Genomic DNA, 17,505 nt, shown 5'->3' with positions numbered 1-17,505 from the left:
TATGTTGTGCAGGCCAGCAATAAACGCAATAAAACGTTATCGCCCGGAGCCGATAACATAGTAAGTACGAGGCGTAAACGCCTCGCACAGCCACATTTAAGTCGTTTTAATCGCCTTCATCGCAGTCATAGCTTTACGTAATACGCGGCCTACTTCTTCCACAGGATGATTGCGGATGGCATCATTTACTTCTACCAATTGTTGGTTATCTACTGCATTATCTTTGCCCTCGTTGAAATTTTTGCCCACTAAATCGGTATCTACTGTTTTCATAAAATCGGCTAATAAAGGTTTACAAGCCTGATCAAACAAATAGCATCCATATTCAGCAGTATCGGAAATAACACGGTTCATTTCAAACAGCTTTTTACGCGCGATGGTATTAGCTATTAAAGGCGTTTCATGTAAAGACTCGTAGTAGGCAGACTCCGGCTTGATGCCTGCTTCTACCATTGTTTCAAAAGCCAGCTCTACACCTGCTTTTACAAAAGCCACCATTAAAGTATAATTATCAAAGTATTCCTGCTCGCTGATTGTCATATCTCCTGCAGGCGTTTTTTCAAAAGCGGTTTCGCCGGTTTCTGCTCTCCATTTCAACAAATTGGCATCGCCATTGGCCCAGTCTTCCATCATCACACGGCTGAACTCGCCGCTCATAATATCGTCCTGATGTTTCTGGAATAGCGGACGCATAATTTTTTTCAACTCTTCTGATACGCGGAATGCTTTTATTTTCGCAGGGTTGCTTAAACGATCCATCATACCGGTAACACCACCATGCTTCAGGGCCTCTGTAATTACTTCTACTCCATATTGTACCAGTTTGGAAGCATAAGCAGGATCAATGCCTTTTTCTATCATCTTATCAAACGAAAGAATAGACCCTGTTTGCAGCAAGCCGCAAAGAATGGTTTGCTCACCCATCAGGTCAGACTTTACTTCTGCTACGAAAGAAGATCTTAATACACCTGCGCGATGACCGCCGGTACCTACGCAGTAAGCTTTAGCCTGATCGAAACCTTTTCCTTCGGGGTCGTTCTCGGGGTGTACAGCAATCAGCGTAGGAACCCCAAAGCCACGTACATATTCGGCCCTTACTTCGCTGCCCGGGCATTTGGGGGCTACCATTATTACCGTAATGTCTTTGCGTATCTGCATGCCTTCCTCAACAATATTAAAACCGTGAGAGTATGAAAGTGTGGCGCCCTGCTTCATCAAAGGCATAACCGCATTTACAACGCTTGTATGTTGTTTATCGGGAGTAAGGTTGATCACCAAATCGGCAGATGGGATCAACTCCTCATAAGTACCGACTTTGAAGTTATTATCAGTAGCATTCTTCCAACTATCTCTTTTATTTTCGATAGCTTCCTTACGTAAAGCGTAAGAAACATCCAAACCACTATCTCTCAGGTTCAAACCCTGGTTAAGCCCTTGTGCACCGCAACCAACAATTACGATCTTTTTTCCTTTCAGCGCGTCAACGCCATCTGCAAACTCGTCATTGCTCATAAATTCGCAAACACCTAATTGATTTAATTGCTCTCTGAGAGGTAGTGTGTTAAAATAATTTGCCATTGTTTATTCGTGTTTTTAATTTTTGATTTTTTGTTGCCGAGATTTGATTTTTTATTGCTGAACAGATCTTCTCTGCGCCTGGGCATAGCCATAATGCAATGCATCATGCGATTGTACCATAGCTATGGCATCTTCAATATTATTTAATGTTACATTAAAACTGGTCATATATGAAGTAAAAGGCCGATTTTTAAATATACCGTTATTATAGTCTGCTTCCAACAGGTCAATACTGTTCAAAGATAACTGTTTAAAAAGATCCATCTCCTCCTGTGAAATAAATGCCTGGGGCCTTGATCCTTTTTTATAGCGTTCAACAAGACTATCATCTATATTAAGCGGCAGCCCAGACAAGCGATAACAAAGACCCTGGGTAGCTACAACAATATGGCCAAAATTCCATGCGATATTGTTATTAAAACCGGCAGGCATTTTATTTAATTGCTCAATGTTTAAGCCATTTAGCAGTTCAATAAAATTATTCCGTGTAATACGTATGAGTTCAAAATGCTTATTCATAAAACCACCCGGGTAAAATTACATGGTAAAAATCTTTTCTCCCTGTTCCAGAAACTCATTTTCTATTACTTCCTCGCCCGGCTCTTTGTATTCAAATTCTTTCAACCTCTTGTGGAAGCCTTCACTCTCTTTCATAATGGCTACCCGCGCGCCGCGTACAAATTCTACGAGATTGTACTCACTGAGCTTTTTCACCAGCTCTTCTGTATCTTCTGTATGACCTGTAGATTCAAATACGGTAAAGTCAGGCCTTACACAAACTACACGCGCGCCATATTTTCTCAATATCCTTTCTACTACCATTTTTTCGGCCACCTCTTTAGTAGGCACTTTATACAAAGCAAGTTCCTGCCAAACAATTTCATTGTTAGTATTGTAAAAAGCTCTTAAAACTTCTACCTGTTTTTCTATTTGCTTGCATAATTTCTTTACCACTTCTTCTGTTTCATCAATGAGTATATTAAACCGGTGGATGCCGTCCACTTCTGAGGAAGAAGTGTTAAGACTGTCTATATTGATTTTTCTTCTGGAAAAAATGATGCAGATGCGGGACAGTAAACCAATATGGTCTTCTGCATAAACGGTGATTGTATATTGTTGTTTCATCTTGAGTTGTTGTTTGAAGTTTGAAATCGGGTTATCCGGGCATGAATTATTTTCTTATTTCAGCCTTATTTCGCTTACGCTGCAACCTTGTGGTACCATGGGGAAAACATTATTCTCTTTGCCTACCATTATTTCAAGCAGATAGCTGCTTTTGTGATCCAGCATTGTCTTTAAAGCATTTCTCAGATCTTCCCTTTTGTCAATTTTATTACCTTCTATACCATAAGCCTTTGCAAGCGTTACATAATCGGGGCTGGTGATGTTCACAAATGAATAACGTTTATCGTGGAAGAGCTGCTGCCACTGGCGTACCATTCCTAAAAATTCATTATTAAGGATCAGAATTTTTACCGCAGCGCCAAACTGCATGATGGTACCAAGTTCCTGCAGGGTCATTTGAAAACCACCATCGCCGATAATAGCAATCACTTCCCTGTCAGGTACCCCGTACTTGGCCCCGATTGCCGCTGGTAAGCCAAAGCCCATCGTTCCCAGACCGCCGGAAGTAACATTACTTCTTGTTTTATTAAATTTGGCATAGCGGCAGGCTACCATCTGGTGCTGGCCCACATCCGTTACAATTACAGCATCACCATTTGTCAGCTCATTCAATATATTTATTACTTCAGCCATGCTCATTATATCACCCTGTGGATTCATTTCAGGCTCTATACATTCTTTCAGTTCTTCCTGCTCATACTCTTTAAATTTACCGAGCCATGCCGTATGCTCTTTCTTTTCAATTAAAGCAGTAAGTACAGGAAGTGTTTCTTTACAGTCTCCCCATACGGGTACAGTAGCTTTTACATTTTTATCAATTTCAGCAGGGTCTATATCCAGGTGGATTACCTTAGCCTGCTTTGCATATTTATCCAGGCGCCCGGTTACACGGTCATCAAAGCGCATACCTACCGCAATCAATACATCACATTCGTTGGTTAATACATTAGGCCCGTAATTACCGTGCATTCCCAACATGCCTACGCCCAACGGGTGGCCAGATGGAAGGGCGCTTTCGCCCAGTATGGTCCAGGCAGCGGGCAGATTTCCTTTTTCAATAAATGTTTTAAATTCTTCTTCAGCCTGGCCCAGTATGACTCCCTGTCCAAAAATCACAAAGGGCTTTTCTGCATTATTGATCAACGCAGCAGCCTCCTCTATATATTCTTTACGAACAATAGGTTTAGGGCGATAGCTGCGTACATGATTACATTTTTCATACCCCGGAAATTCAAACTGCTGGATCTGTGCATTTTTGGTAATGTCAATCAACACCGGTCCTGGACGCCCGCTACGCGCGATATAGAAAGCCTTTGCCAGCACACCCGGTATTTCGTTGGCATCTGTAACCTGGTAGTTCCATTTGGTTACGGGAGTTGTGATGTTGATCACATCCGTTTCCTGGAAAGCATCAGTACCCAGCAGGTGGGCAAATACCTGGCCGGTAATGCATACCAGCGGGGTAGAATCAATCTGCGCGTCTGCCAGGCCTGTCACAAGGTTCGTAGCGCCGGGTCCGCTTGTAGCGAACACCACCCCTGTTTTACCACTGGTACGGGCATATCCCTGACCTGCATGGATGCCTCCTTGTTCATGTCGAACAAGAACATGTTTTACTTTATCTGTATAATCATATAACGCATCATAAATGGGCATGATGGCGCCGCCCGGATAACCAAAAATCACTTCAGTGTTTTCGGCCAGTAAACATTCAATTACTGCCCGGCTACCAGACATAGTTTGGATTTTATCTGTTTGCGTTGCAATTGTTTCTTTTTGTATTTCAAGAGTATTCATAACTCATATTTTTATATGACCGATGTGTATCGGTAAATGATTAGATTATTGTATAGTTCTATCTATAATAAGCCAGTAAATCGGTGGAACTGACATTTGTGTATTCTGCCTGCCGCAACATAGTAACCAGTTGTCCCCGGTGATATGTTGCATGATTGACGACATGAGCGAATAATTGGTAATAAGGCATTGAATAGGCATCACCATTGAATCTTTTAAAATCAAGCCTTGCATTTAATTCCTTTTCATCAAATGCATCAATGAAATCTTTTATCCCCATTGATGTTTGTTTCCAAAGCGCTATATGGTCATCTTTTGTTCCCATAAATGTTGATTGTATCCATTCGACATTTACCTTTTTATGAAATCTTTGCAACCAGGCATTTTCAGCACTTATGATATGCAATACAGTTTCCCTGATACTGCTAAAGCTGCTGGCAATCATCTTGTTCCATTGTGAGTCATGAATCTGTTCAATCCATTCACAGGCAATTGAGTTCGCCCAAATATTATACGCCGCCAGTTCTTTAAAATATTCCTTGGTCATTTTTATTTTTTAAAGCCGATCCTTTCTCTTTTATTTCTTTTGCGTTGTGCTGCTTTTCATCTAACATATTTCCCACCGCATCGTAAACCTGGTTAAGCTGCACATCATGCCCACTGACTCGTTCTTTTAATTTTCCTGGTGATCTGAATAACACAATACTATCGATTGATAATCAAATAATTGATTCAACAACATCACAAATCAAGTCAAAGTCAAGCATTACGCGTTCGCCCATGATTCCGTAAATCCAGTTTTGTATGGATTGAATTACCTGCATTTTAATCTTCGTCTGTTACACATCCCTGTGAAGCATCTTTAACCAGCTTCGCATATTTATACAGTACACCATTCTTTGCTTTCAATTCAGGTTGTCTCCAATTGGCCTTACGCCTTGCTATTTCTTCTTCCGAAACTTTTAAAATGAGTTTATTGCTTACTGCATCTATTTCAATAATATCATCATCCTGAACAAAGCCTATCAATCCACCCTCAAAAGCTTCAGGGGTAACGTGCCCCACTACAAAACCATGTGTGCCGCCACTGAATCTTCCGTCAGTGATCAGCGCAACTGATTTACCTAAACCTGCGCCAATAATAGCACCTGTGGGTTTCAGCATTTCCGGCATGCCGGGTGCGCCCTTCGGCCCTTCATTTTTAATCACTACTACATCTCCGGCCTTTACCTTACCACTCGCCAGACCTTCTATCAATTTTTTTTCTCCGTCAAACACACGGGCAGTACCTTCAAACCTTTCTCCTTCCTTACCGCTGATCTTTGCAACGCTTCCTTTTTCGGCAAGGTTGCCATATAATATTTGTAAATGACCTGTTTTTTTAATCGGTGTATCCAAAGGCATTACAATATCCTGCGTTTCAAAATCCAGGTCGGGTACATTTTCTAAATTCTCTGCAATGGTTTTGCCGGTTACCGTTAAACAGCTTCCATCAATCAGACCATTTTTTAATAAATATTTCATTACAGCAGGAACGCCGCCTTTTTCGTGCAGATCCTGCATCAGGTATTTACCACTGGGTTTAAAATCGGCTAATACAGGTACCCTGTCGCTTATGACCTGGAAATCATCTTGCGTTAAAGGAACACCTACACTCCTTGCCATAGCCAGTAAATGTAATACGGCATTCGTACTGCCACCTAATACCATAATAACGGTAATGGCATTTTCAAAAGCCTTGCGGGTCATAATATCGCGTGGCTTAATATCTTTTTCTAATAAAAGGCGGATGTATTCCCCGGCTTCTGCGCATTCTTTCTTTTTATCTTCGCTTAAAGCAGGATTACTGCTGGAATAGGGCAAGCTCATTCCCATAGCTTCAATAGCGGATGCCATGGTATTTGCTGTATACATGCCGCCGCAGGCGCCTGCACCAGGGCAGCTTCTTTTTACAATCTCTTTAAAATCGCCTTCATCGAGCTTCCCTGCAATTTTTTGCCCTAAAGCCTCGAACGCGGAAACGATATTCAAGTCCTGTCCTTTATAATGACCCGGTGCAATTGTACCTCCATATACCATTATAGCCGGACGATTTAAACGTCCCATTGCCATTAAAGAGCCCGGCATATTTTTATCGCAACCGGGAATAGCGATCAATGCATCATAATATTGCGCACCGCAAACGGTCTCTATAGAATCAGCAATTACATCACGGCTTACCAGCGAATAACGCATGCCGTCTGTACCATTGCTCATGCCATCACTTACACCAATCGTATTAAAAATCAAACCTACCAGGTCATTTTCCCATACTCCCTTTTTTACATCTACCGCCAGCCCGTTGAGGTGCATATTACATGGATTGCCGTCATACCCCATGCTTACGATGCCTACCTGCGCCTTTTTCAGATCGTCTTCTGTTAATCCCAAAGCATACAATTGTGCCTGGGCTGCAGGCTGCGTGGGATCTTGTGTTATTGTTTTCGAGTATTTGTTTAATTCGCTCATACAAAATAGTTATTCAGGTTTCCTTATAGTTTAATCTTTCAATAGTTGTAATAATCAATATTCATGTTCAATAATCAATGTTCATATGTGAAGCGGTACTGACTTTCACCGCTTTCTTTCGCAGCGTTTATAGTTTTACGCTAAATCTGTGCAGTGCCAAACTCTGTCGTCAGACATCATTAAAAATGGGTTAACTATTGGTGGTTGAATATTCCTTAACCTTCTCCGCCATTTCTTTCAGATCGCTGTCTTCTACCTCTTTTTTAGCATCCGCTACGTTTAAAAACTGCTGGTACAGTTCATCCACCTGGTTGCGGTCAAATTCATACCCTAAATTCTTAAAACGGTAAGCCAGCGCGCTCCGGCCACTACGGGCGGTAAGCACAATGCGGCTTGTATCTGCGCCTACTTCTTCAGGGGCGATGATTTCGTAAGTGCTGGCTTCTTTCAGAAATCCATCCTGGTGAATGCCCGATGAGTGAGAGAATGCATTGTCACCGACGACGGCTTTATTAGGTTGCACTACCATGCGCATAGTGTCCGATACCAAACGGCTCACGGGCAGCAGCTTACTGGTATCAATACTGGTATACAAATTCAGCTCCGGATGTTTTTTGATAATCATTACCACCTCTTCAAGAGAAGTGTTACCTGCTCTTTCCCCAATGCCGTTAATGGTGCATTCAATTTGCCTGGCGCCGCCCATTACTCCTGCGATGGAGTTTGCTGTAGCCAGGCCCAAATCGTTATGGCAGTGGCAGGACAAAATAGCTTTATCGATATTAGGTACATGATTTCTTAAGTAGGCCATTTTTTCCTGGTACTGGTGGGGCAGGCAAAAACCTGTTGTATCAGGAACATTTACAACCGTAGCGCCTGCTGCTATTACAGCTTCTGTTAATTGCGCCAGAAACTGAAGATCGGCCCGGCCTGCGTCCTCTGCATAAAATTCAACATCAGGAACCAGATTCCGCGCCAGCTTTACGGCTGCCACTGCACGCTCTATAATATTTTCCCTTGTAGTATTGAATTTGTATTTGATATGATTATCAGAAGAGCCAATACCTGTATGAATGCGGGGCCTAACGGCAGGCTTTAAAGCTTCAGCAGCCACTTCAATATCTTTTTGTACAGCACGGGTAAGACCCGTAACAGTAGCGTTTTTAATTGCCCTGGAAATTTCGTTTACAGATGTAAAATCCCCGGGGCTTGAAACGGGAAAGCCGGCCTCAATGATATCCACACCTAATGTTTCAAGCTCAAGAGCCAGTTTTATTTTTTCTTCCGTGTTGAGCTTACAACCCGGGACCTGCTCTCCGTCCCTCAGCGTAGTGTCGAAAATGAAAACTTTGTCTTGTGCCATAAATTTTGAATCGTTATGATGAATAAATTGCGGCCAGATTTTTAAACAGAAAATCAAGCCGATAAAATATGTCTATAAAAATAACAATTACTATCTTGTGTAAGAAACCATATTGTAAGCCGATTTACATCATATAAGTTTTGATTTTTTTTCTTATTTTATTGAAAATCAATTATTAGAAGGTATATAAATTACAATGCCCAGTAGAAGTACAGATGCCCTGTTTCAGTTGATCAAATCTCTTGAAAAATCGGAAAAGAGGAACCTGAAACTGTTTGTGAACCGTAATTCCGGTTCAGAAAGCCTCAAAAGCCTGCAGGTTTTTGATGCGCTGGATAAAATGAATGAGTACGATGACGCGCTCTTGCTGAAAAAAGTGCCCAGTGTCAAGAAGCAGCAACTTTCCAATACCAAAGCATTGCTATACCGCCAGATATTGAGTAGTCTCCGGGTACTGAAGGATGAAAGAAATACGGATCTGCAGCTGCACGAAATGCTGGACAGTGCACGTATTCTTTATAATAAAGGGCTATACCATCAAACCTTAAAGATATTAGAACGGATCAAAGAGTTTGCCAGAGCGCATCATCAGCTCACGTACCTGCAGCAGGCTTTGTTTTTTGAAAAGAAAATTGAGGCGTTGTACATCACCCGGAGCCTGCAAACACGAGCCGACGAACTTTCTGCCGAAGCTAATGCAGTAAATAAAACTATTGCAAATATCAACGCATTATCTAATCTTACGTTGCTCTTATACGGCTGGTATATTCAAAATGGTCATGCCCGTAATGAAAAGGACCTGAAAATAACGCAGCAATTTATTGAGCTTAACCTGCCTGCTAATATCGGGGATTCTTTTTACGAAAAAGTGTATATGTACCAGTCTTATGTATGGTATGCTTATATTAAGCTCGACTTTTTGATGTATTACAGATATTGCCAGAAATGGGTGGATGTATTTGAGCAAAACCCAAAGATGATAGAAACCGAAACGGCTATGTACGTAAAAGGGATGCATAACCTGATGAGTGCGCATTTTAACCTGCTGAACCATGATAAACTGGCTTTATGTATTAAAAAGTTTAAGCATTTCGCACAATTACCGCTGATTCAGGATACGGACAATAACCGCATTGTAACCTACGTTTATTTGTACACAGCAGTAATCAATCTTCATTTTTTGGAAGGTACCTTTCACAAAGGAATAAAAATGGTTCCCTTCCTGGAAAAAATGTTAGTAGCATATGGCCGGTATTTAGACAGGCACCGGGTAATGGTATTTTATTATAAAATTGCCTGCCTGTATTTTGGCAGCGGCGACAATGGCAAGGCTATCGATTATCTGAACCGGATCATTCATCAGAAAGACGATCTGCGTACCGATCTGCAATGCTATTCCAGGCTCTTGCACCTGATCGCTCATTACGAACTGGGCAATTATAATTTACTGGAATATCTTATCAAATCGGTATACAGGTATATGGCTAAGATGGAGAACCTGAGTAAGGTAGAAGAAGAGATGTTCCGGTTTCTGCGGCATGCTTTTAAGTTCAACGAAAAAACAATTAAACCCGAATTTGAAAAACTACTGGAAAAACTTAAAAAATATCAAAGCCACCGGCTTGAATCCAGGGCATTTGCCTACCTGGATGTAATCAGCTGGCTGGAAAGTAAAATATCGGGGATCAATGTGCAGGATGTGATCCGAAAAAAATATTTAAAGGAGCGAAAGAACCAATAGGGCCGTTTCTTTTAAGTATGTGCGTTTGTAAATAGCGCTAAGAAAGCGCAACTGTATTTTTCCCCATACATAATATTAAAGCGATATGCACAAAGCTAAAGATGGTGATATCATCCGCTGTAACGGTTAAAGGCAAAAACAGCCGATCCTTCAACCGGGGTTCGGGCGCCTGTTGAATGTATTAAAAGATAAAGCCGCTGCAAGAGATTGTTGCAGCGGTCTTCTTGTTTCATTATGATATTTTCAAGTTTACTTCAGCTTCATATCGCTGATAATGCCTTGAATTTTATCAGCTGCCTTTGCACTCACTTCATCGAACTGATCCGCATTTTCCAGCTTTTCTTTTACACTAAAGTAGAATTTGATCTTAGGCTCTGTGCCGCTTGGCCTTGCTGATATCAGGGACCCATCTTCCGTTATAAACTGCAAAACATTTGATTGTGGCAGGCTGATAGCCGATGTTTCTCCTGTTTGAACATTCGTAGCCGTACTGTTGTCATAGTCTAATACGCTTACCACTTTAGCCCCATTGATCTCTTTAGGCGGATTTTCTCTAAAGCCCTGCATCATGGCTGCGATCTGCTGCTGGCCATCCATTCCCTTTTTAGTGATAGAGATCAGGTCTTCTTTATAAAATCCGTATTTAATATACAACTCAAGCAACTTGTCAAACAGGGTTTTCCCCTTATCTTTTTCATAGGCGGCCATTTCGCATAATAAGGCTACTGCGCTTACAGCATCCTTATCCCTGATCTTATCGCCTATCATCAGTCCAAAGCTTTCTTCACCGCCAATTACGTAGTTCTCTTTTCCTTCCTTAAGTCTTATCATTTCGGCAATCCACTTAAAGCCGGTGAGCACCCGGTAGCAGGTTACTCCATTTCCTTTTGCAAGATCATCTGCCATTCCTGTGGTTACAATAGTAGTAATGATCATATCATTAGGTTGGGCAATTCCTTTTTCTTTCCGGGCTTCAAGCAAATAATTAAAGGCCAGTACAGCCGTCTGGTTACCATTCATGAGTACCCATTCGCCTTTATTATTTTTAATACCAATACCCACACGATCCGCATCGGGATCGGTTCCGAGCAAAATATCGGCATCCAGCTCCTTTGCCTTTTGCAAACCAATGCTCATAGTATCTTTCTCCTCAGGATTGGGATAAGCCACCGTAGGAAAGTTCCCATCGGGCGTTTTTTGTTCCTCCACAATGTGTACATTTTTAAACCCAAACCTTTCCAGTACCTGCGGTACCAGAGTAATGCCTGTTCCGTGGATGGGTGTATAAACAATTTTAAGGTCGCTGTGCTTTTCAATCACTTCAGGATACACACTGAGGCCTTTCACCATTTCGATATACTTTTCATCCATATCCTTTCCTATAATGGTAATATTGGCTTCTCCACCGCTCCATTTTACATCGTCAACAGACTGTATCTTTTCCACCTCCCGGATCACATTTTTATCATGAGGAGGAACTAACTGTCCTCCATCATTCCAGTACGCCTTGTAACCGTTATACTCTTTAGGATTGTGTGAGGCGGTACACACCACACCCCCTTGACAACCTAAGGTCCTTATTGCAAAAGAAAGCTCCGGCGTAGGACGAAGGCTTTCAAATAAAAAGACCTTAATATCATTGGCAGCAAAAACATTGGCAGTAGTCTCTGCAAAAAAACGACTGTTATTACGGCTATCATGAGCAATAGCTACTTTAACGCCGCCATCGGTCGACTGCTTCAAATAATTGGCATAACCCTGTGTGGCCATCCCTACCGTGTATTTGTTCATCCGGTTGGTGCCCACGCCCATAATTCCCCGGAGGCCCCCTGTTCCAAACTCAAGATTCTGATAAAAAGAATCAGCAAGTTCGTTCGGGTTTTCAGTTTGTAATTTTCTGATATCGTTTTTAGTATCTTCATCATAATTGCCCTGCAACCATTGATCTACTTTTTGTTGAATTGCGCTATCCATAAAAGTTTATTTTGGTGCTGAAGATACTAATGTTACACCTTAATGCAAAGTAAAGATCTATTCATTTTTCGCGAACTGGCAAGAACTAATATCAGCTAAATTACCTGCAGGGCAGACGGGGAATCATACCCTGCAGCCATATATTTACGGCATCCCGCATAAACATCAGTAATCATTACATTTGCCAGCACATTTTATACTGTTATGCTATCAATCGCTTCCTTAAATAACCGGAAAGAATGCTCCTTCTTTTGCTGATCAAATATCTGCGAGGCGATCATTATTTCCTGTACCCCTGTCGCTTTTAAAAATTCAGAGACACTTGTAGTAATGGTACGCTTATCTCCAATAAAGGAATAAGCGAGCATATGCTTAACGCCATATTCCTGCTCTGGCGTCCACAAAGATGTCAGTTCATTCGGATCAAAGGGTGGTTGCAGCGGAGAACGAGCATTCGTAAAAATGCCCATGAACATACGGTATAACGACGTGGAAAGGAATGCAGCTTCTTCATTTGTTGCTGCTGCAATTACATTTACACAGGCCATCGCATAAGGTACCTGCAGCACTGCCGACGGTTGAAAATATTCTTTGTAAATAGAAAGCGCCTGCATTAACTGTGCCGGGGCAAAATGCGCTGCAAAGGCATAAGGCAAACCCAATTGTGCCGCCAGGTAAGCGCTATCCGTACTGGAGCCTAAAATCCAGAGCGGCACATCTACCCCTTCGCCCGGCAAGGCACGCACTTTCGCCCCGGCATTTTCGGGGCTAAAGTAAGTTTGAAGCTGTTTAATATGCGCCTTAAAATCATACGGCGCATTAACAGGACTACTGCGAATGGTCATAGCAGTTAAACCATCAGTACCAGGGGCGCGGCCCAGGCCGAGATCAATCCTGCCGGGATATAACGAGCCCAAAGTACCAAACTGCTCCGCAATAATTAGTGGGGAATGATTCGGTAACATAATGCCCCCGGAACCTACACGAATGGCAGAGGTACCACCGGCTACATAGCCAATTAAAACAGATGTAGCCGCACTGGCCACACTTTCCATATTATGATGTTCTGAAAACCAGTAACGCGTATAACCCTCACTTTCTGCAAAGCGGGCAGTTTGTAAGCTTCTTGAAAAAGTCTGCTGAAGGGTATCGCCCTCGCAAACCGTTGCCAGGTCTAATACCGAATATCGTACAGGGTTTCGTACAGAATGAGTCATAAATCTTATTGTTAAGAGGCTGCCTCCGCCTTTATGGCTTCGCTCTTCTTAGCCCGTTCCTTTTTCGCAAGGTTAATAAAAAAAACACTGCATAAAATAATCGCCAGCCCTGATAGCTGTATAGGCGTTAAGCGATCGCGGTTGATCCATACACCTAACAGAACGGCCACTAAGGGATTTACATAAGCATAGGTGCTTACCTGTGCCGGGCTTCTTACACTCAGTAAAAATACATAGGCACTATACCCAATGATAGAACCAAAGATAACCAGGTATGCCGTTGCCATCCATGCCTGAAGCGGGATCTGCGACCATTGAACAGCCGAAAAGTCTTTGTTCAACAGGCCTACCAGTAAAAAAGCAAACCCTGCTGAAAACATCTGCCATGCAGCGTTTACCGATTGAGATATATTACGCACTTTATACTTTGAATATAACGAGCCCAGGGACCAGCTGATATTTGCCACACAAAGCACTAATAAAGAAACTAAAGTTCCACTGTGCCCGGCAACCGCAATTTTTTCATAAAATAACGCTATAACACCTAACAGCCCGATAGCTACGCCCAGGAGCGTAAATTTGCTGCTGAAGTTCTGCTTCCAGTTTATTTTATCCAGCAACAGAAACCATAAGGGTGCCGAAGCCAGGAAAATGGCCACAAATGAGCTGGGCAAAAACTGTTCCGCCCATATTACCGCGCCGTTCCCCAAAAAAAGCATCAGCACACCACTTATAGCAGAAGGGAGTACGGCGGCCTTGTTCCATATCTTTTCCCGGCGAAAAGCTACCCATATCAGCATTACTGTACCCGCTATAAAAAAACGCACAGCGCCTAATATGGCGGGCGGTATACTTCTGACAGCCATTTCTATAAAAAAATAGGTAGATCCCCAAATAATGTAAACAGCGGCGAAAGCCAGTATAATCAATAAAAATGATGGTTCTTTTCGGTTCATAACAAGTATAAGCAGAGGCTTATTATACTCTATCCTAACAAATGCAAAGTAAAATGGTTTACAAATATTCCTCCATTCCTTTTTTATGATTTTCTCAATATATCCTACCCTACATTTCCCATGAAAATTTATTATTGCTTTTGACCATGGGGAAATCTCATAAAATTTTTTATTCATCTTGTGTGTATTTTATGAATAAAAAATTTCATGTACGTTTGTAGCCAATTATTTGTAAAGCATGAAGAATCGTGTATTTTTTTATATAGCATTTGCATTTGCAGCCGGCATCTTGAGCTGTAATGACAATAAAAATAGTAATACAACCGCCAGTAAAACTACGGCGGATAATACTATTCCACCTATACGTTTATCGCTTATTAAAACCTATCCGCATGACACGGCTTCATTTACGCAGGGACTGGTTGTTTATAAAGGTCAATTATATGAAGGAACAGGAGGCGCGGCGTATGATGTAGTGGGCAGCAAATTCTCTCGGTTAATGAAGATCAACCTGGAAACGGGTAAAGCTGAAAAATCAATTGACCTCGACCCAAAATATTTTGGAGAAGGTATTACCATTTTAAACGATACCGTTTACCAGCTTACCTGGCGTGAAGGTAAAGCTTTTGCCTATACACTTCCTGATTTTAAAAAAGTGAAAGAATTTGATATCACCACTGAAGGTTGGGGCATTACTACTAATGGCAAAGAATTAATTGTAACAGATGGTACCGGGAACTTATATTTTTATGAACCTTCCACTTTCAAACTGCTGCATACACAATCCGTAACATTCAATGGTGAATTAGCCTATAACCTTAATGAACTTGAGTATATTGATGGTTTTATTTACGCAAATGTCTGGCAACAGCCATATATTTTAAAAATAGATCCTGATAACGGACTGATAACAGGAAGGATAGATATTTCAGATATCTGGGAACGCGTAAACAGTAAAGAACCTAATAACGTACCCAACGGTATTGCCTATGATGCTGATACCAAAAAGATGTACATCACCGGGAAAAAATGGCCTGAGCTATATGAAGTAAAGTTAGGACAGTAATACCTCTCGCAGCAAGTGCATGAAAACGCAGGTTTAAGCGTCAGCCCGGACAATATAAATAACCGAGCAACATTCTTCAACATTACCAATAGCATTAATATTGGACGCAAGGCCATGCAAAACAGCGCTCGCATAGTTGATCTTTCCAGTTTTGTATTTGCTGCTCAGCATATCCACATAAAAACTATCGAACCACATTGGCAGCATTTTGACAACCTTTAATCCATGCTGTGCCATTAAGATCTGCATCGCTTTTGGAGAGAAATGATACAGGTGCCTTGGTACATCATAGCCAGCCCAATATTTTCCGTATACCCCGGCATCCTTCGTAGTGTAATTGGGCACTGCAATAAATAATACCCCGTTCGGAGCCAACAGCTTTTTCATTTGTGCCACATACTCATGTAAAGCATGAACGTGCTCCAGCACATGCCAAAGGGTAACCGCATTAAAACTGCCGGGATCTAAAGAAAATAAAAGATGCGATGGATTAGCCTCTATACCATATTCCCTTTTTGCCAATTCCCTCGCATCAGCATCTGGCTCAAGACCCGAAACCCGCCAGCCCTGCCGCCTCATTGTGTGTAAAAAGGTTCCTGTTCCACTGCCAATATCTAATAAATTACCTGCGTTCAGCCCTGTGAATTTTTTCACTGCATCAGCTTTTTGCTTCATGGTACGAACCCTTACCCTTTGGTATAACCGGTTGATGAGCCCTTTGCTCGTATTGGTATGAGAAATGTAGTCTTCAGACTTGTAGTATGGGCCAATTTCCTCCAATACCGGCACGTCCTGTGTAAATCTCAGGGTACAATTATTGCAATGCATCACTTCAAACTCCTTACCGCTAACGGTGTGATCTTTTACTTTGAAAACAGGCTGCAATTTGTCTGACGTACAAACAGGGCAGTGCGTATAATGAATCACTGGCATTAAAAAATTTATAGTTTCTCCTTTCCTCCCGTATCAGGAAGGTTTAATAAAATTATACGGCAAAACTGGTTCCGCAGCCGCAGGTGCTGCTTGCATTGGGATTGGAGAATGTAAAACCACGGTTATCCAAACCTTCGCTCCAGTCTATTTCCATGCCGGCCAAATATAATTCATGAGATTTGTTGATAATACAAGGAATACCTTCTACTTCAAACTCCTTATCATTGCCCTCCTTAGCATCAAAACCTAAAACATAGCTCATGCCGCTGCATCCGCCGCCCTTCACTCCCACGCGCAGGTACTGGGCCTTATCGAAGCCAGGCTCATTCATCAATCTTTTTATTTCTTTTACAGCACCGGCAGTTAACTGAACCGGGCTGCTGATAGTTGTTGCCTCCATACTGCAAAATTAACCAAAAGCAACTTATTATTATGTCATCGCTCCGTTATAATGATATCAGGATTCTCCAACCCGGATGAAATCCGTTCGGACAGGCGATGCTCTCTGACATCAACAACGAGACCTACGCCTGCCAACCATACAGTCAGACCGGGACGGTCAGACTGTGGTACATGGTCTGACCGTCCCGGTCTGACCAGCAACGAGAGATTTGTATATTTGTAAAAACCGCTATATGAAATTTCTGCCAAAAAACGCGTACCATATTTTTAACCAGGGGAATAACCAAGCCACTATCTTTCATGATGATGAAGATTACACTACGTTTCTGAATCTCATAAGACAACTAATGCTACCCAATTGTGAAATACTTGCATGGTGCCTGATGCCTAATCATTTTCATTTAATGATTTATGCCACAGAAAAGAGTTGCAATAAAATAAAACAAGGAGGTATAGAAATTGAGCAACTTGCAAATGGGATACGAAAAATGCTAAGCGGATATGCAAGAATATATAATCAGAAATACAACAGGACCGGATCTTTATTCAGACAAAAAACAAAATCAAAGGCTTTATCTGAGGCAGACGCAAATGCAAACAGATACAACCTAGCTGATTACATCTACAACTGCTTTAACTATATACATCAAAACCCGGTAGAGGCAGAGCTGGTATCTTCTGCTGAACAATGGAAGTTCTCCTCCTACCTGGATTACTGCTGCAAAAGAAAGGGCACTTTATGCAGGGTCTTCCTGAAAATATGTAATGCAGTGTAGGCTTGTATTTTATTAGCAAAAGAATATAAAAAATGCCTCATTTGGAGCAAAAATTGCTTTAAGTGAGGC

General features: G+C 41.8%; 16 protein-coding genes. 3 read left to right on the top strand and 13 right to left on the bottom strand.

The window, feature by feature from the left end; translation table 11 throughout:
- Positions 1-96: 96 nt before the first annotated feature.
- The 8 genes from ilvC to ACYVBM_RS17540 all read right to left on the bottom strand — a co-directional run bounded on the left by ilvC (position 97) and on the right by ACYVBM_RS17540 (position 8,371).
- Positions 97-1,578, bottom strand: a complete 1,482-nt coding sequence (gene ilvC / locus ACYVBM_RS17575) for a ketol-acid reductoisomerase (protein WP_460687007.1) — start codon at positions 1,576-1,578, stop codon at positions 97-99.
- A 51-nt stretch (positions 1,579-1,629) separates the two neighbouring features.
- A complete protein-coding gene (locus ACYVBM_RS17570) occupies positions 1,630-2,097 on the bottom strand; it encodes a DinB family protein (protein WP_460687006.1) in 468 nt (155 codons plus the stop codon).
- 18 nt (positions 2,098-2,115) lie between these two features.
- Positions 2,116-2,703: an acetolactate synthase small subunit gene (gene ilvN, locus ACYVBM_RS17565; RefSeq protein ID WP_460687005.1), complete on the bottom strand. Its 588-nt coding sequence runs from the start codon at positions 2,701-2,703 to the stop codon at positions 2,116-2,118.
- 54 nt (positions 2,704-2,757) lie between these two features.
- A complete protein-coding gene (gene ilvB / locus ACYVBM_RS17560; RefSeq protein WP_460687004.1) occupies positions 2,758-4,500 on the bottom strand; it encodes a biosynthetic-type acetolactate synthase large subunit in 1,743 nt (580 codons plus the stop codon).
- A 58-nt stretch (positions 4,501-4,558) separates the two neighbouring features.
- The gene (locus ACYVBM_RS17555; RefSeq protein WP_460687003.1) at positions 4,559-5,047 is read right to left on the bottom strand and encodes a DinB family protein; all 489 of its coding nucleotides are present in this window, start codon (positions 5,045-5,047) and stop codon (positions 4,559-4,561) included.
- A complete protein-coding gene (locus ACYVBM_RS17550; protein WP_460687002.1) occupies positions 5,028-5,201 on the bottom strand; it encodes a hypothetical protein in 174 nt (57 codons plus the stop codon). Before ACYVBM_RS17550 ends, ACYVBM_RS17555 begins: the two co-directional genes overlap by 20 nt.
- 124 nt (positions 5,202-5,325) lie before the next feature.
- Positions 5,326-7,008 (bottom strand): dihydroxy-acid dehydratase, encoded by a 1,683-nt coding sequence (gene ilvD, locus ACYVBM_RS17545; protein WP_460687001.1) that lies wholly within the window; start codon positions 7,006-7,008, stop codon positions 5,326-5,328.
- A gap of 190 nt (positions 7,009-7,198) precedes the next feature.
- On the bottom strand, positions 7,199-8,371 hold the full coding sequence (locus ACYVBM_RS17540; RefSeq protein ID WP_460687000.1) for a 2-isopropylmalate synthase: 1,173 nt from the start codon (positions 8,369-8,371) through the stop codon (positions 7,199-7,201).
- Positions 8,372-8,567: 196 nt separating this feature from the next.
- Between ACYVBM_RS17540 and ACYVBM_RS17535 the strand changes: the two genes are divergently transcribed.
- Positions 8,568-10,112 (top strand): hypothetical protein, encoded by a 1,545-nt coding sequence (locus ACYVBM_RS17535; protein WP_460686999.1) that lies wholly within the window; start codon positions 8,568-8,570, stop codon positions 10,110-10,112.
- 249 nt (positions 10,113-10,361) lie between these two features.
- Here ACYVBM_RS17535 and ACYVBM_RS17530 read toward each other — a convergent pair whose 3' ends face one another.
- From ACYVBM_RS17530 to ACYVBM_RS17520, 3 genes are all read right to left on the bottom strand, one after another.
- Positions 10,362-12,086 (bottom strand): phospho-sugar mutase, encoded by a 1,725-nt coding sequence (locus ACYVBM_RS17530; protein WP_460686998.1) that lies wholly within the window; start codon positions 12,084-12,086, stop codon positions 10,362-10,364.
- A gap of 194 nt (positions 12,087-12,280) precedes the next feature.
- Positions 12,281-13,303 carry an LLM class flavin-dependent oxidoreductase gene (locus ACYVBM_RS17525; protein WP_460686997.1) on the bottom strand — a complete coding sequence of 341 codons (1,023 nt, stop codon included), beginning with the start codon at positions 13,301-13,303 and terminating at the stop codon, positions 12,281-12,283.
- Between the two features lie 11 nt (positions 13,304-13,314).
- Entirely contained in the window at positions 13,315-14,259 is a 945-nt protein-coding gene (locus tag ACYVBM_RS17520) for an EamA family transporter (RefSeq protein WP_460686996.1), read from the bottom strand.
- A gap of 238 nt (positions 14,260-14,497) precedes the next feature.
- Here ACYVBM_RS17520 and ACYVBM_RS17515 point away from each other — a divergent pair, with 238 nt between their 5' ends.
- Complete coding sequence (locus ACYVBM_RS17515; protein WP_460686995.1) at positions 14,498-15,325, top strand: glutaminyl-peptide cyclotransferase; 828 nt, start codon at positions 14,498-14,500, stop codon at positions 15,323-15,325.
- Positions 15,326-15,358: 33 nt separating this feature from the next.
- On the opposite strand, the gene ACYVBM_RS17510 is transcribed toward ACYVBM_RS17515, so the two are convergent.
- Both ACYVBM_RS17510 and ACYVBM_RS17505 read right to left on the bottom strand, forming a co-directional pair.
- Positions 15,359-16,258: a class I SAM-dependent methyltransferase gene (locus ACYVBM_RS17510; RefSeq protein WP_460686994.1), complete on the bottom strand. Its 900-nt coding sequence runs from the start codon at positions 16,256-16,258 to the stop codon at positions 15,359-15,361.
- Between the two features lie 52 nt (positions 16,259-16,310).
- Entirely contained in the window at positions 16,311-16,658 is a 348-nt protein-coding gene (locus ACYVBM_RS17505; protein ID WP_460686993.1) for a HesB/IscA family protein, read from the bottom strand.
- Positions 16,659-16,893: 235 nt separating this feature from the next.
- Here ACYVBM_RS17505 and ACYVBM_RS17500 point away from each other — a divergent pair, with 235 nt between their 5' ends.
- A complete protein-coding gene (locus tag ACYVBM_RS17500; protein ID WP_460686992.1) occupies positions 16,894-17,436 on the top strand; it encodes a transposase in 543 nt (180 codons plus the stop codon).
- Positions 17,437-17,505: the final 69 nt, after the last annotated feature.

The organism is Niabella aquatica, assembly GCF_054779315.1.
Note: the sequence above shows the minus strand (reverse complement) of the source record. Positions and strands in the feature narration are given on the sequence as shown.

Excerpts from the sequence above, each read along its gene's own strand:
- ilvC (WP_460687007.1), bottom strand. The coding sequence starts at position 1,578 with ATGGCAAATTATTTTAACACACTACCTCTCAGAGAGCAATTAAATCAA.
- ACYVBM_RS17570 (WP_460687006.1), bottom strand. The coding sequence starts at position 2,097 with ATGAATAAGCATTTTGAACTCATACGTATTACACGGAATAATTTTATT.
- ilvN (WP_460687005.1), bottom strand. The coding sequence starts at position 2,703 with ATGAAACAACAATATACAATCACCGTTTATGCAGAAGACCATATTGGT.
- ilvB (WP_460687004.1), bottom strand. The coding sequence starts at position 4,500 with ATGAATACTCTTGAAATACAAAAAGAAACAATTGCAACGCAAACAGAT.
- ACYVBM_RS17555 (WP_460687003.1), bottom strand. The coding sequence starts at position 5,047 with ATGACCAAGGAATATTTTAAAGAACTGGCGGCGTATAATATTTGGGCG.
- ilvD (WP_460687001.1), bottom strand. The coding sequence starts at position 7,008 with ATGAGCGAATTAAACAAATACTCGAAAACAATAACACAAGATCCCACG.
- ACYVBM_RS17540 (WP_460687000.1), bottom strand. The coding sequence starts at position 8,371 with ATGGCACAAGACAAAGTTTTCATTTTCGACACTACGCTGAGGGACGGA.
- ACYVBM_RS17535 (WP_460686999.1), top strand. The coding sequence starts at position 8,568 with ATGCCCAGTAGAAGTACAGATGCCCTGTTTCAGTTGATCAAATCTCTT.
- ACYVBM_RS17530 (WP_460686998.1), bottom strand. The coding sequence starts at position 12,086 with ATGGATAGCGCAATTCAACAAAAAGTAGATCAATGGTTGCAGGGCAAT.
- ACYVBM_RS17525 (WP_460686997.1), bottom strand. The coding sequence starts at position 13,303 with ATGACTCATTCTGTACGAAACCCTGTACGATATTCGGTATTAGACCTG.
- ACYVBM_RS17520 (WP_460686996.1), bottom strand. The coding sequence starts at position 14,259 with ATGAACCGAAAAGAACCATCATTTTTATTGATTATACTGGCTTTCGCC.
- ACYVBM_RS17515 (WP_460686995.1), top strand. The coding sequence starts at position 14,498 with ATGAAGAATCGTGTATTTTTTTATATAGCATTTGCATTTGCAGCCGGC.
- ACYVBM_RS17510 (WP_460686994.1), bottom strand. The coding sequence starts at position 16,258 with ATGCCAGTGATTCATTATACGCACTGCCCTGTTTGTACGTCAGACAAA.
- ACYVBM_RS17505 (WP_460686993.1), bottom strand. The coding sequence starts at position 16,658 with ATGGAGGCAACAACTATCAGCAGCCCGGTTCAGTTAACTGCCGGTGCT.
- ACYVBM_RS17500 (WP_460686992.1), top strand. The coding sequence starts at position 16,894 with ATGAAATTTCTGCCAAAAAACGCGTACCATATTTTTAACCAGGGGAAT.